The organism is Paenibacillus wynnii, from assembly GCF_030812855.1.
Lineage (GTDB): Bacteria > Bacillota > Bacilli > Paenibacillales > Paenibacillaceae > Paenibacillus_AQ > Paenibacillus_AQ wynnii_A.
This window is the reverse complement of the sequence record NZ_JAUSTK010000016.1, coordinates 23,940-37,577: the sequence shown is the minus strand read 5'-3', so window position 1 is coordinate 37,577 and position 13,638 is coordinate 23,940. Positions and strand designations below refer to the sequence as shown.

Genomic DNA, 13,638 nt, shown 5'->3' with positions numbered 1-13,638 from the left:
TTCCCTTTATCTCGAGATCAGAGAAGGCCTTGATTCACAATAGTGCATTTAGTCAAATTAGGTGACACCGTGAAAATATGCTCCTCGTTCAATGTGGACTGGAGTGTGGTCTGTTATTTCATTTCATAAGAGAATGCAATGCCATGATGATAGACATTCAAACGATTTTGGTACTATCGTCCCAATAAATCAACAAAGTGGTTTACCTTTGCATCACGTTGTATAACGAACTATTTGTAGAAGTTTATTTGATCCTATAAGCGATGATAACGCTTTTCAAATAAGTGTGTATTTCTAGTAGGCAAAGAGATGTGAATCCAAGAGGTTTACAACACCAATGTACATAAAGTGAGGCAAGACATAGAGGGTTGGTCATACGTAACGAAATAAACGATTAAGGGGGTAGGGGGATAAATACAACAGGGAGTCTGTTATCTTGAAATCATGTGTACAAACTCCCGTGTATAATTGCTTGTTAAACTTTTGTTTAGTTTATAGAACCATTATGCTAGACATTTTAAGGTTACGGTGCATTATATATAGCTTTTCGAAGCTGTCCATTTATTTCAACTGCAAATTCTTGCTTTAGATCACTGTTCTTAATTTCATATAGTTTACTTCCAACTGGAGCAATAGTTGAGTCTTCATTTTTTTCAGGTAGTGATTTGTTTGGATCAATGTAACGTTTAACCTCACCTAATTTTTGCCCAATATCTACCTGGGCTACAATTTCATTTGTCACAACATATGCTTTTTTATCCCACACTACAACTTGTGGATAAGGCAGTAAAGGATTTTCTGTTGCTTCTTCATTTGAACAACCCGATATTATTACGATTAGAAATATTATTATTCCAAATAAATGTTTCATTGGCAATAACACTTCCTTATTTCAAGATATTGTTATCCACTACTTTCCAAATACTTTTTCATTTTGAATACGAATCTCTTCTTTTGTAAGTTTTTGTATGGGTTTTAATTTAAGATCTTTTAACGTAGAATTAATTTCTTCTCCTATTGTTGAAAGTTTAAAAGAATCCTTTCCGTTGAGAAGATCATTATCACTTTTATTCACAAATGTTTTATCTGTTGAAGTTTTTTCATTTAGCGAAAATTTACCTTGTAACATTCCGGTTAAAACATAATAGTTCTCATTAGGATTGGCTAAATCTCCATCATCTTCTGATAAAAATAATACAACTTCTTCTCCAGGCTGGAAGGTAGGGTATCCTTCAGAAGTTAAGGTTGTATTACCTACTTTACCCGCTTCAATCCTAACAGTTACAACAGAATTATCATAGGGTTTATTTTTATAAACTTCATTTACTTTGATTAATACATCAGTTTGAATAGTATTACGTACCTCGAGTCCTTTTGCAAAATCTGGATTACTCCAAGAACTGGGTAATATCTTATCAACTGTACCTCTAATAACGACTGATGCATTATTAATTAGGTCTCTTTTGCTTAATATAGGAATATCACCGGAAGCTTCAATTTTTATTTGTTGAGGTATGAAACTGAATAATGCAACACCTAACAAAAATGAAAATACAGTTGCAACTAACATCTTTTTCATAATTTAACCCCTCCCTAGTTTTAGTATAAGTCCTTAATTCCATCTATATCATCTTGCGCAATATCTCTCTTATAAATAGTTCCTGGACTAGAACCTGACCACATGGTTGCTCCGGAAACGCCTGAGTGATCTAAGCCAAGAAGATGACCTAGTTCATGAGTAAAAGAATTCCCTACATCATAATAATTTGAATTCCCTGATACTGCATTTGACCATGGGTGTGAGATATTAACATCAATATCTGCTTCATATATGGCATTTACATACCAAGCACCAACCCACTCATAACCGGATGAAGTCACATGTGTCTGCATTAGATATTGATCTGTTCCTCTTGCACCCTTTGTGACTTGATTCAAATCGTTGTCATTGGGATAGGAAGTATTCGTTGTAGTGCTGCCTATATTTAAAAGTGTACCCGCACCTGCACTGTTCCATTGCGCCGCTCCATTGTTCATAGCAGTTATACTTTCAGTGTCGAACGTACTGTAAGGATGGACTACAATTGGGCTGCCAGACACTGGATAGGGTCTGTATCCGCCACTATACCAAATTTTGTAAGCATATGTTGAACTTGCTCCAATAGCAAAGCTGGAAAGTATCAAGAGAGAAAATAGCGGTTTTCTTATTTTTTTCAACAACATAATTCCGCCTCCAATTCTTTTTTTAGATTTATTCATTTTGTTTGTAATCTACTTTTTCGTTCTGGATATCTATCAGACTAAAAGATCATATGAAATATTAAACACCTCCCAAAAAATATATTTTTGAACATAGTTATATTTTTACATATTTATGCTACTGATTACAGTGTAAATAGGACTATAAATATCCAATTTTACTAGAATACTTCAAAAAAGTTGTAAAAGAACAAGTATTAATGAACTGGAAAAATATCGCACCCTATATGGGTAGCACTCATGGGAGAGTATTCCTTTTTTGGTTGTTCTGGAAGATTATGAAATTTGGCAAATCGGGACTTCATCCAATACCTACTGCCTTCAAGCGTTATTTCAAGTGAGGAGATGATTTCCCCCAAAAGTTGCTGCCAAATAATCGAAAAAAGCCAATCCAAGCCTCTTCACTGCCATTACTGTAAATAACGCTGCATCATTTACATCTCAGACATGCTATTGCTTATCGGTGTTCCCGTTGCAAAGACCACGCCTCTACCTTAATTCATCTCCTAAATGTATTGGCATTTTAGGAGCATAACCACGGCACGCTGACTACTTGTTTTACCTATGCCGGCGACATTGCGCATTTTGGTAAAAGTAAAATAGTTTTTGTAGGCATGCGCTTCATTGACGAATAGCATATCAACGCCAAGCTGCTCGAAGTAGAGCAAGTTTTTTTCCTTATCCTATTAACCAAATGCTCTAATCGATGCTTTAGCTGATTCTGAAAAATGACCATCTGTTTAATCGTCCAGTTGTCACCCTTTTCCCGTTTGACCTGATCAATCTTGCCCCCCCACCTCATGAGTCATAAGGGCGGTCTCTGAGTAAACGGAGATTTAGGCTCTTTGTGACCACTGCCGCTTCACAACAAATATTCGACCTTATTGCTTGTTGTCCCAATATCTCTATTTTGCATGAGATAGGCCATGTCTTCGTGGCCTTATGTATAACAAAGAAAAGATCAGGCTTTGCTTCAGGTGGTTCGTACAGGGTTTCTACAGATATAACGAACATTTATTATTTACTAACAGTTGTTAATCAGACGAGAAAATGACATCGTATCGTGTCCACAACCTCAAAAAATTCGATAACACCGGCGAGGTTATGGAGGACCTAATCTCAATCGGAACGATTGGACTCATCAAGGCCATCGAAAGCTACCGCCCCAACAAGGGAACAAAGCTGGCCACTTTTGCTGCCCGTTGTATCGAGAATGAAATTCTTATGCATCTCCGTTCACTCAAAAAGACCCGAAAGGACGTGTCACTGCACGATCCCATTGGAACGGACAAGGAAGGCAACGAAATAACGTTGATAGATATTTTGGGATCAGGAGCCGATGATCTGCTGCTCACAGTAGATCTTAATATTGAGAAGAGTAAAATATATCGTAATCTAGATATTCTGGATGACCGAGAGAAGGAAGTAGTTGTTGGACGGTTTGGTTTAGATACAGGCGGGGAAGAGCGGACGCAACGGGAAATCGCGAAGGAGCTTGGGATAAGCCGGAGTTATGTATCAAGGATAGAGAAAAGAGCGCTCATGAAGCTGTATCATGAGTTTTATAAGGCAAAGCGGTAGAAAGCCGAATTACTTTAGAAGCCCACAACACCAAAGGTTTTCATAGAGTAAATATGGGTCATACCTATTCAAAATCAGTTGAACCTTAAATAACCTGATTCCTCCCTGTGGTCATAGCTCGGATGGATCGGTTTTTTTCTTTGTTTTTATCAACAAACATACGTTCCCTGACAAACCGTAGAAGCATTGATTAGGTATACTGTGTAAAAAGAAACATGATGACAGACCAAAGAAAGGAAAAGCAACAAAAGACCATCCATACATAGTTTAGAAGGAAGTAATTGGATTTCATTGAAATTATAGTGTAGAAACCTAGTAATAGAACGATCATTATCATAGTGAGGAGAATAATCATAGCCGAGAAAATTTCACGTATATAATATCATTAATTTGATCCAATCCTGGTATATCCGCAACAAATTTGGCTTTTAAGTGCGATGTAGATGTAAGGACGATATACCGTGATCTGCAACTGTTGGATACATTTGCTCCTATATTTTGGGATGCGGGGAAATAACGGGTCATTTCAAAAAATCCATTGACAAAATAATCTATAGGTGATTAAATTAATTTACAGTGATGTAACGTTTAATCAAATTGAGGAGCCTTTATGAATAACAAAGTTTCAATTAAGGATATTGCCCGAATTGCAAACGTATCCGTAGCGACAGTGTCCAATGTCATCAATCAAACCGGCAGGGTATCTGCAAACACGATCAACAAGGTAAACAAGATTATTCAGGAACAGCAGTTTGTTCCCAGCGCCTCGGCCCGTAATTTGAAAAATAAAAATTCACATCTGATTGCCGTTGTGGTTCCGTTTCTGGAGAAAGGAATACTGCAGGACAATCCATTTTATTGGGAACTTGTGCGTGGTGTGGAGAACGGAGCGAGGAATCATGAAGTTCAGGTCATATTGCTGGGCACGAATGAGGATGAGGATTTCTCGTTTGTGAAGCAGCGGGATCTTGACGGCCTGATTGTTGTGGGTACCTTTGGCCACTCTTCCGCCTTGCAAAAAGTGATGGAAATGGGTGTGCCATGTGTATTTCTGGACAGCTATTTGTCTAGTCCTGACCTGTACCAGGTCAATTTGGATGACGAAGCGGGAGGATATCTCGGGACGAAGCATTTGATAGGATTGGGGCATAAGACAATTGCAGCCCTGACCGGGAAGCTGGAGGAAGGCGGAGTCAACTATTTCCGCTACCAAGGTTATTTAAGGGCGTTACAAGAATGCGGCATTTCAAGCGATCCGGAACTGGTGATTGAGGAGTTCTCCTCTATACAGGGCGGATATCAGGCGGCCCAAAAGATTGGAAGCAGCAAAAGCAGGATCAGTGCTGTATTCGCTTTCTCCGATGTTTCTGCTATGGGATTAATCAGAGGGCTGCATGATATTGGTCTGTCGGTGCCTACGGATCTATCCGTTATCGGCTTCGATGATATATTTTATACCCAGTTTATGATTCCTTCGTTGACGACCATCCGGCAGGACGTGTTGAGCAAAGGCCAGACAGCTGTTAACATGTTGCTCGACCAAATTAATGGAACGGTCTCCTCGACCAGAAACGTGACCATTCCGGTTAGTCTTACTGTGCGGCAAAGCACGATTCCTTATAGTAAAAAAGTATAGTGTTCTCTTGCTATATTTTTTTATCATTAGATTAAACGATTAATCAAAAATGACAAATGAAAGGAGATGGTGTTTAGAGTTATACCGTTGAAATAAGTGAATGCAGATTTAATTTTTTGATTAAATGTTTCACTGAAAGCGTTTTATTAAATAATCGAAGGGTGGTTCATGTAATGAAATTAGGGAAAATCAATCTCCTTTTGCTTGCCTTTATGATGTTGTTCGGAACGGTGGCATGTTCAAACAACCAAGCGACAGAGAACAATACGCCTCAGCGTACGGAACAAACCAGTCCAACTAACGAGAATACGACAAATGCCGACGAGTTGACACCCGAGCCCGGCGCCAAACTGCTGGTCTGGGACGGTAAAGACGGGCTGCCTTTCTTAACTGAAATCGCCAAACAATTCTCCGAGAAGTACAACATTCCGGTCGAGGTTCAGGAACAAGGAGCACCAGAGCAGATGACCAAGATGAAGATCGACGGCCCCGCAGGGCTCGCAGCAGATCTGCTGGTGCTCCCTCATGACAATCTGAGTGAAGCGATAGCCGGCGGTTTTGTCCTTCCAAATGATTTCTTTGAAGAGGAGACCAAAGCGGAATTTCAGGAGACGGCAGTTAATGCCGTAACGAAAGACGGCATTCTTTACGGCTATCCGCGCAATATGGAGACCTATGCTTTGTTCTACAACAAGGAACTGGTCAAGGAGTCGGACTTGAATAGCTGGGATGACATTATCCGTTTCTCCAAGACATTTAACGATGTGGGAACCAAGAAATACGGATTTATGATGCAGTTGAATAATTTATATTTTGCTTATCCCTTCTTCTCGGGTTATAAGGGTTATGTTTTTGGCGACAACAATACCAACCCGGAAGAAATCGGACTGAACAGTGCGGGAGCGGTTGAAGCCATGAAATACTTTCAGTCCATGCGCGAAATTTTGCCTATGGAAGCGGCTGATGCTACAGGGGATGTGAAAACTGCTTTGTTTCAGGAAGGGAAACTGGCCATCAATCTGGATGGAGTGTGGAATATCGGCAATTTCTCCGAGCTCCCATTTGAAGTCGGAATGGTACCGTTGCCAAAGTTCCCGAGCGGTGAGGTGCCGAATACCTTCGCTGGTGTAAAAGCCTATTATGTCAGCGCATATTCCAAATATCCGAATGCGGCAAAATTGTTTGCCAGATATGTGACAACCAAGGAAGCATTGCTGAAGAATTTTGAAGTGTCCGGCTTCATTCCCGCTCGCAAAGGCATGGAAAACGAGGCCGTGATCAAAGACAACGCGATGGTCAGCGGAGCGATCCGGCAATTCGAGCATTCCATTGCGATGCCGTCGATCTTTGAAATGCAGCAAGTATGGGCTCCAATGGCCAACGCGCTGGAGTTGATTTGGAAAGGGGAAGACCCGCAGACAACATTGGACAATGCGGTAAAAAGCATTAAGGAAGGCATACAAACCTTACACCAATAAGCTGCGGTTTCGCCTGATGAACTGACGTCATCCAAATCTTCGGCATAGGATGACGTCGCCACTTTTTTGCTAATGGGAGATGAATAACAATGATCCAGCATCGAAAGCGGGCGATGATTCTATCGCTGCTCGGTATGGGGCTTGGACAGATATACAACCGACAATTTGTAAAGGGAGTGTTGTTATTCCTTTTGCACATTGCCGGAATCAGCCTGGCTTTTTCTTTACCTAAGGCTGTCTGGGGTTTGACTACGCTTGGGGAAAAAGCAGACCACCTGAAAAAAATAGGAAAAGTATACGTCAATGTCCGTGGCGACCATTCCATTTTTTTATTAATCGAGGGCATGATCGTCATTTTGGCTATGGTCATCCTGGCATTCATTTATATTGCCAATGTGCGTGACGCCTACTTGATAGGCAGGAAGCGGGAGCAGGGAGAACGGGCGCCGCATTTTGCGGAGACCTTACAGTATCTTAAAGGGGCAAAATTCCCGCAAATGGTTATTTTTATCCCCATTCTGCTCGTTGTCTTCTTTACACTGATGCCGATTCTGTTCATGGTTTTGCTGGCCTTTACGAATTATTCGGCTCCGAATTTTCTACCGCCGGCCAAACTGGTGAGTTGGACTGGAATGGAAGGCTTCAAAAATATCTTTACGATTAAGGCCTGGAATCAGACGTTTTTCGGAGTAGCGCTCTGGACGCTGATTTGGACGATCTGCGCAACGTTGACAACATTTGCGGGTGGATTTATCGTGGCTCTGATGGTTCAGAAAAAAGGAATTCGCTTTAAAGGCTTTTGGCGCACCCTGTTTATTATCCCGTATGCGATACCACAGTTCATTTCACTGCTTATTATGAGAAACATGTTTAACGGTGAGTTCGGCCCGATCAACCAATATCTCGGTTATTTCGGTCTGGGAGGCCTGCCTTGGTTGACAGATCCGTTCTGGGCCAAGTTCACGGTAATCGTCGTTAACATCTGGATTGGGTTTCCGATTACGATGCTGATGATTATCGGGATTTTATCCACGATATCGAGGGATTTATACGAAGCCGCCGAAATTGACGGGGCCAGTCCGTTTCAGCAATTCAATGCCATCACGCTTCCGACGGTGATGTTCTCATTTGGCCCGCTGCTGGTAATGTCCTTTGCCGGCAATATCAACAATTTTAATCTGATCTACCTGCTGACGAATGGTAATCCGGCAAATCCGGCCTATCAATCCGCGGGCAGCACCGATATTCTGATCACCTGGTTGTACAAACTGACGATGGACAGCGGCAAGTATAATTTTGCTTCCATCATTGGCATTTTCATCTTCATCATTGTTTCATCCTTTGCGATCGCCAACATCCGGAGAACGAAGGCATTTAAGGAGGAGGATTTGAACAGATGACAAGATCGGACGCGAAGCTGAAATGGAGTTTGGGCAACCTCTTCTGTTATGCGGGGCTGATTGTAATCGGCATCGTATGTATTTATCCTGCGCTCTGGGTCGTGATGTCCTCCTTCAGACCAGGCAATGCCTTATACAGCGAACATTTGATTCCATCCACGTTCACGCTGCAGCATTACAGGGATTTGTTCAATACCTATCCGTATGCGCAGTGGTTTATCAACACATTCAAAGTGTCTTTCTTTACGATGATATTCAGCACTTTTCTGGTTACGATCACCGGGTATGTCTTTTCCCGTTTCCGGTTCAAAGGCCGTAAGAATCTGATGCTCGGAATGCTCATCATCGGGATGTTCCCCGGATTTATGAGTATGATTGCTGTTTATATTTTGCTGATGCAACTGCAGCTTCTCAATACACATCTATCCCTGATTCTGGTGTATTCGGCCGGAGCCCCGATGGGCTATTTATATGTGAAAAGCTATTTTGACACGGTTCCGCAGAGTCTGGTCGATGCGGCACGGATTGACGGAGCCGGGCATTTCACGGTATTCCGGCGAATTATGCTGCCGCTGTCCAAGCCGATGCTTGTCTACATTGCGCTCACTTCATTCAGCGGAGGTTTTGTCGATTTTATTTTTGCCAACATGGTGTTAAGTACGCCCGAGAAGCAGACACTGGCGGTCGGACTGTTCAAAATTGTGCAGGGAAAGTTCGCCACGGAATTTACGCTGTTCGCCGCCGGCTGTGTGCTGGTTGCGGTTCCATTGACACTACTGTTCATTTTACTGCAGCGGTATTTGGTTGAAGGGTTGATGGCGGGGTCCGAGAAGGGCTGAGCCGTACCTGGGAGAATGAACAATTTAAACATTAAAGGAGTTGGATGACAGATTATGCTGCTCGAAGCGATTTACCACCGGCCGGGTGATGGCTGGACTTATGGTTACGATGATCAAACGGTTCATTTGCGTATCCGCACTAAAAAAGAGGACGCCACAAAGGTGGAAGTCCTGTACGGAGATAAATGCAAGCCCTGGGGTGACATGGCAACAGAGAGTATGGAGATTCTGGCGAGCGACGAGTTGTATGACTACTGGCAGGCAGCGGTACGCCCTCCTTATGGCAGGCTTGCTTACGGTTTTCTTCTGACAAAAGGCCACGATCAAATCTGGTATACCGAAAAAGGGTTCCATTCTGCATCGCCTAAGGAGCATCTGGGACTGTTCGAATTTCCCTATTTGCACCCGGTTGATGTGCATAAGCCGCCTGTTTGGGTAAAGGACGCCATCTTTTATCAGATATTTCCCGAACGTTTCGCAAACGGAGATCGGAGTAACGATCCGCAAGAGACACAGGCATGGGGCGGCAGGCCGGAGTATTACAATTTTTTTGGCGGAGATTTGCAAGGGGTTATCGATCATCTGGATTATTTGACGGAGCTGGGCATTACGGTGATTTATTTTAACCCTCTATTTGACGCGCCGTCGAACCATAAATACGATACACGGAATTATTTGCAGATCGATCCTCATTTTGGGTCTACGGAGACGCTGAAATCTTTGGTCCAGGCCTGCCATGAGCGGGGTATTCGCGTTATTTTGGACGGTGTGTTCAATCACTGCGGGGTTACGTTTCCTTATTTTCAGGATGTGGTGGAAAAAGGGAAGGACTCGGAGTATTACGACTGGTTTCACATTAATGAGTGGCCGCTTCAGGTGACCGACGGCGTTCCTTCCTATAAGACGTTTGCGTTCGAACAAACCATGCCCAAATTAAATACGGCCCATCCCGAAGTTAGGGATTATTTTATCAACGTGGGACGCTATTGGATTGAAGAGACGGATGTAGACGGTTGGCGGCTCGATGTGGCGAACGAAGCGGATCATGCCTTTTGGCGGGAATTCCGCAAGGCGGTAAAAGAGTTGAAATCGGACGCCTATATTCTGGGGGAAGTCTGGCATGACGGGATGAAATGGCTGCAAGGGGATCAATTCGACGGTGTGATGAACTACCCGGTGGCCCATGCGATCCTCGATTTTATCGTCTTTGAGCATTATGATGCGTATGATTTCGCGGCAAAAATCGGCGGGTATTTGGCCCGGTATCCGCAGCAGGTGAATGAGAGCTGCTTCGTTCATTTGGATACACATGATACGGTACGTTTGTTGACATTATGCGGTGATGACAAGCGGAAGATGAAGCTGGCCACTGCGCTCCAGTTTACTTTTGCCGGGGCGCCGAGCATTTATTACGGGAACGAAGTGGGACTCACGGGTCAATTTGATCCTGACAATCGCAGGTGCATGATCTGGGAATCGGAGAAGCAAGACCGGGAACTGTTCGCTTTTTACCAAAAGCTCATCCAGCTCCGCAAAGCGCATCCGGCGCTGACTTCAGGATCGTTCCGGACCTTGTGGGCCGAGAAAGGTTCTTCTCTATTAGCGTATGAGCGCCGATTAGGTGAAGATCTCTTGGTTGTGGTTATGAACGCATCCCCGGCTCCACTTACGGCTGAACTTCCGTTCCCCACCGGCGAATGGTACGATGCCATAAACGATGGCGCAATGGAAACTTGGCATACTGGTGAACATCTAGGTGTGTTAATGCCGTATGAATTCAGGATTTTGTATAAACATCAATAACAGGACCATAGATAGAATACAGAATATTTTTGGGTTGGTGAGGCCAAGAAAAGTTGCTTGGCTTCATCAAAGGGAGGAAGCTGCAAATGTTGAACAGTGAAGCCATAAGTCCCGATAAGATCGAAAATCTCCAGCCTGCGCAAGAGCTTCTTGGGATGGGGAGAATAACCGGGTTATCGCAGGAGGGGAACCTGCTGATCGTGAAAGGTGAGCACGGTATTCTCGCGTTGCATAAAATGAGCGAAGGAATAATCCGCATTAAGCTGTTTCCGGAACTGCTCACTACGGGGAACTTGGATATGACAGGTACGATTGCTGTTGTAAAAGAGGCTGAACATCATTTGCCGGAGATCCAGGAGACGAAAGAAACCTACCTGTGGGAAACCAAACATGTAATCCTTGATATGTCTAAAGCCGATTGCAGTCTACGTTTTATAGACAAGGCAGGAAATAAGGTTGCAGATAACAACTTGCTGGCATGGGATGAAAAAAGAGCTGTGACCGGGACATTCACTGTTTCCCCGGAGGCCCATTATTACGGACTTGGAGAAAAAACGGGCTTTCTGGACAAGCGGGGAGAACGTTATGAGATGTGGAATTCAGACGTATTTTCTCCACATGTACCGGAGACTGAGGCGTTGTACCAGTCGATCCCTTTTCTAATTGTTCATGAACCGCATATGGCCTACGGCATTTTTCTGGATAATCCCGGCAGAACATTCTTTGATATGCGCAGCCAAAAGGATATTTACTCGATGCAGACAGAGACAGGTTCTTTTGATGTTTATTTTATTGCCGGTCCGCAAATCAAAGATGTGCTTAAACGGTACACCTTGCTGACCGGGCGAATGCAGCTTCCACCGCAATGGGCGCTGGGCTACCATCAATCCCGCTACAGCTATTTGTCCCAGGATGAAGTGCTGCAATTGGCGAATACCTTTCGCGAGAAAGATATTCCCTGCGATGCGATCCATCTGGATATTCACCATATGAACGAGTACCGGGTCTTTACCTTTGATCCCGTCCGATTTCCCGATCCGTTGGCGATGACCCGGGAACTGCGGGAGCTCGGCATTCGGATCGTACCGATTGTTGATCCCGGAGTCAAAGAAGATACCCATTATAAGATATACAATGAGGGAGTTGAAGGTGGGCGCTTGTGCCTGATGAAGGACGGTGAGCCCTTCGTGGGACCGGTATGGCCGGGTCCCAGCGTCTTTCCTGATTTTACGGACGATGAAACCCGGGAATGGTGGGGAGATTTGCACCGCTTTTATATGGAAGCGGGTATTGAAGGCATCTGGAACGACATGAACGAACCCGCCGTCTTTGGCCCGACGATGACGATGGATGTGGAGACGGTTCACAATAACAACGGACGTCCGGTATCTCACGGAGCCGTCCACAATTTGTATGGTCTGCTTATGTGCAAGGCAACCGCAGAAGGTTTGCAAAGAAACCTGGACGGACGGCGCCCATTCGTGCTGACGCGGGCCGGGTATGCCGGCATCCAGCGGTATGCAGCGGTCTGGACCGGCGACAACCGCAGCTACTGGGAACATATGGCAATGTCGATGCCGATGGTACTTAATCTTGGTCTCTCCGGTGTTGCGTTTGCCGGTCCCGATGTTGGAGGGTTTGCCTTTCATGCAAGTGGTGAACTGCTGGCCCGCTGGATTCAAATGGGCGCGTTGTTTCCATTTTTCCGCAATCACAGCGAGCAGTCCAGCTTAAGACAGGAGCCGTGGTCCTTTGGGCCGGAGATCGAGAATATCTGCCGCGATTATATCAAACTGCGCTATCGGCTGATGCCGCTGATGTACTCCCTTTTTAAAGAAGCTGCAGAAACGGGGATGCCTGTTATTCGTCCGTTGATTCTTGAATATCCTTCCGATTCTGTGGTGTATAATCTTTGCGACCAGTTTCTGCTGGGCAGCCACCTGCTGGCGGCGCCCGTATACCGGCCGGGTACCACCTTCCGCGCAGTTTATCTCCCGGAGGGCACATGGTATGACTATTGGACGGGGGAAAGAGTGGAAGGCAGAGACAGCATTGTTGCCCAGGCCCCACTGAATATCATGCCTCTCTATGTCAAAGGCGGGGCGATTCTTCCGCAGGCCGAGCCGGTTAGCTCCACATTAATGGAAGGCAACGGCAATCTCCGGCTTGATGTTTATTGTACGGGAAGCGCGAACAATATTTTTGAGCTTTACGATGATGACGGGGAATCCTATGCTTATGAGAAGGGTAAATACAATCTGTTCAAGCTGCATCTTCTGGAGAGTTCCGAAGCTGCAGAATTCTCTATTGACCCGGCTCATCTCGGTTATACCGGCAAATGGATGCAATGGACTGTACATTTCAAAAATTTGCAGATTACAGAGCATTCGCAGATTGAAGGGTTGCCGGATGGAGGAACAGTTGAGACGGATGCAGGTGTTCTGACCTTGACATTCCCGCAGCCGAAGGATAATGTTCGGCTTAGAGTGAAAATAAATAAGTAACCATTGATTATAGAGGACCGGGATTATAAGAAAGTGTACTGAATAGGAACATTTAGGAACCGTCGGGACATCCTGACGGTATTTTTTTTCCACTCAATATCGGCGCTCGTTATTTATTGGCATAATTTCCGTGAATAT

Annotated in this window: 10 protein-coding genes; 7 read left to right on the top strand and 3 right to left on the bottom strand. The window is 44.3% G+C overall.

Going from position 1 to position 13,638, the window contains the following annotated elements:
- Positions 1-523: 523 nt before the first annotated feature.
- From J2T20_RS15825 to J2T20_RS15815, 3 genes are read right to left on the bottom strand one after another with little or no spacing between them, the layout of a single operon-like run.
- Entirely contained in the window at positions 524-871 is a 348-nt protein-coding gene (locus tag J2T20_RS15825; protein WP_307589886.1) for a NisI/SpaI family lantibiotic immunity lipoprotein, read from the bottom strand.
- A 39-nt stretch (positions 872-910) separates the two neighbouring features.
- Positions 911-1,579 carry a hypothetical protein gene (locus tag J2T20_RS15820; RefSeq protein ID WP_307589885.1) on the bottom strand — a complete coding sequence of 223 codons (669 nt, stop codon included), beginning with the start codon at positions 1,577-1,579 and terminating at the stop codon, positions 911-913.
- Positions 1,580-1,599: 20 nt separating this feature from the next.
- Positions 1,600-2,223, bottom strand: coding sequence for a matrixin family metalloprotease (locus J2T20_RS15815; RefSeq protein WP_307589884.1), 624 nt, complete (start codon positions 2,221-2,223; stop codon positions 1,600-1,602).
- 1,086 nt (positions 2,224-3,309) lie between these two features.
- Between J2T20_RS15815 and sigK the strand changes: the two genes are divergently transcribed.
- The 7 genes from sigK (at position 3,310) to J2T20_RS15775 (ending at position 13,500) form a co-directional block, all read left to right on the top strand.
- Positions 3,310-3,840, top strand: coding sequence for an RNA polymerase sporulation sigma factor SigK (gene sigK, locus J2T20_RS15810; protein ID WP_307589883.1), 531 nt, complete (start codon positions 3,310-3,312; stop codon positions 3,838-3,840).
- A gap of 610 nt (positions 3,841-4,450) precedes the next feature.
- Positions 4,451-5,476: a LacI family DNA-binding transcriptional regulator gene (locus tag J2T20_RS15800; protein WP_307589881.1), complete on the top strand. Its 1,026-nt coding sequence runs from the start codon at positions 4,451-4,453 to the stop codon at positions 5,474-5,476.
- Between the two features lie 173 nt (positions 5,477-5,649).
- Entirely contained in the window at positions 5,650-6,954 is a 1,305-nt protein-coding gene (locus tag J2T20_RS15795; RefSeq protein ID WP_307589880.1) for a sugar ABC transporter substrate-binding protein, read from the top strand.
- An 89-nt stretch (positions 6,955-7,043) separates the two neighbouring features.
- On the top strand, positions 7,044-8,354 hold the full coding sequence (locus J2T20_RS15790) for a carbohydrate ABC transporter permease (protein ID WP_307589879.1): 1,311 nt from the start codon (positions 7,044-7,046) through the stop codon (positions 8,352-8,354).
- Complete coding sequence (locus tag J2T20_RS15785; protein ID WP_307589877.1) at positions 8,351-9,193, top strand: sugar ABC transporter permease; 843 nt, start codon at positions 8,351-8,353, stop codon at positions 9,191-9,193. The genes J2T20_RS15790 and J2T20_RS15785 overlap by 4 nt, the downstream gene beginning before the upstream one ends.
- A gap of 54 nt (positions 9,194-9,247) precedes the next feature.
- Positions 9,248-10,996, top strand: a complete 1,749-nt coding sequence (locus J2T20_RS15780; RefSeq protein WP_307589876.1) for an alpha-glycosidase — start codon at positions 9,248-9,250, stop codon at positions 10,994-10,996.
- An 86-nt stretch (positions 10,997-11,082) separates the two neighbouring features.
- On the top strand, positions 11,083-13,500 hold the full coding sequence (locus J2T20_RS15775; protein WP_307589874.1) for a glycoside hydrolase family 31 protein: 2,418 nt from the start codon (positions 11,083-11,085) through the stop codon (positions 13,498-13,500).
- Positions 13,501-13,638: the final 138 nt, after the last annotated feature.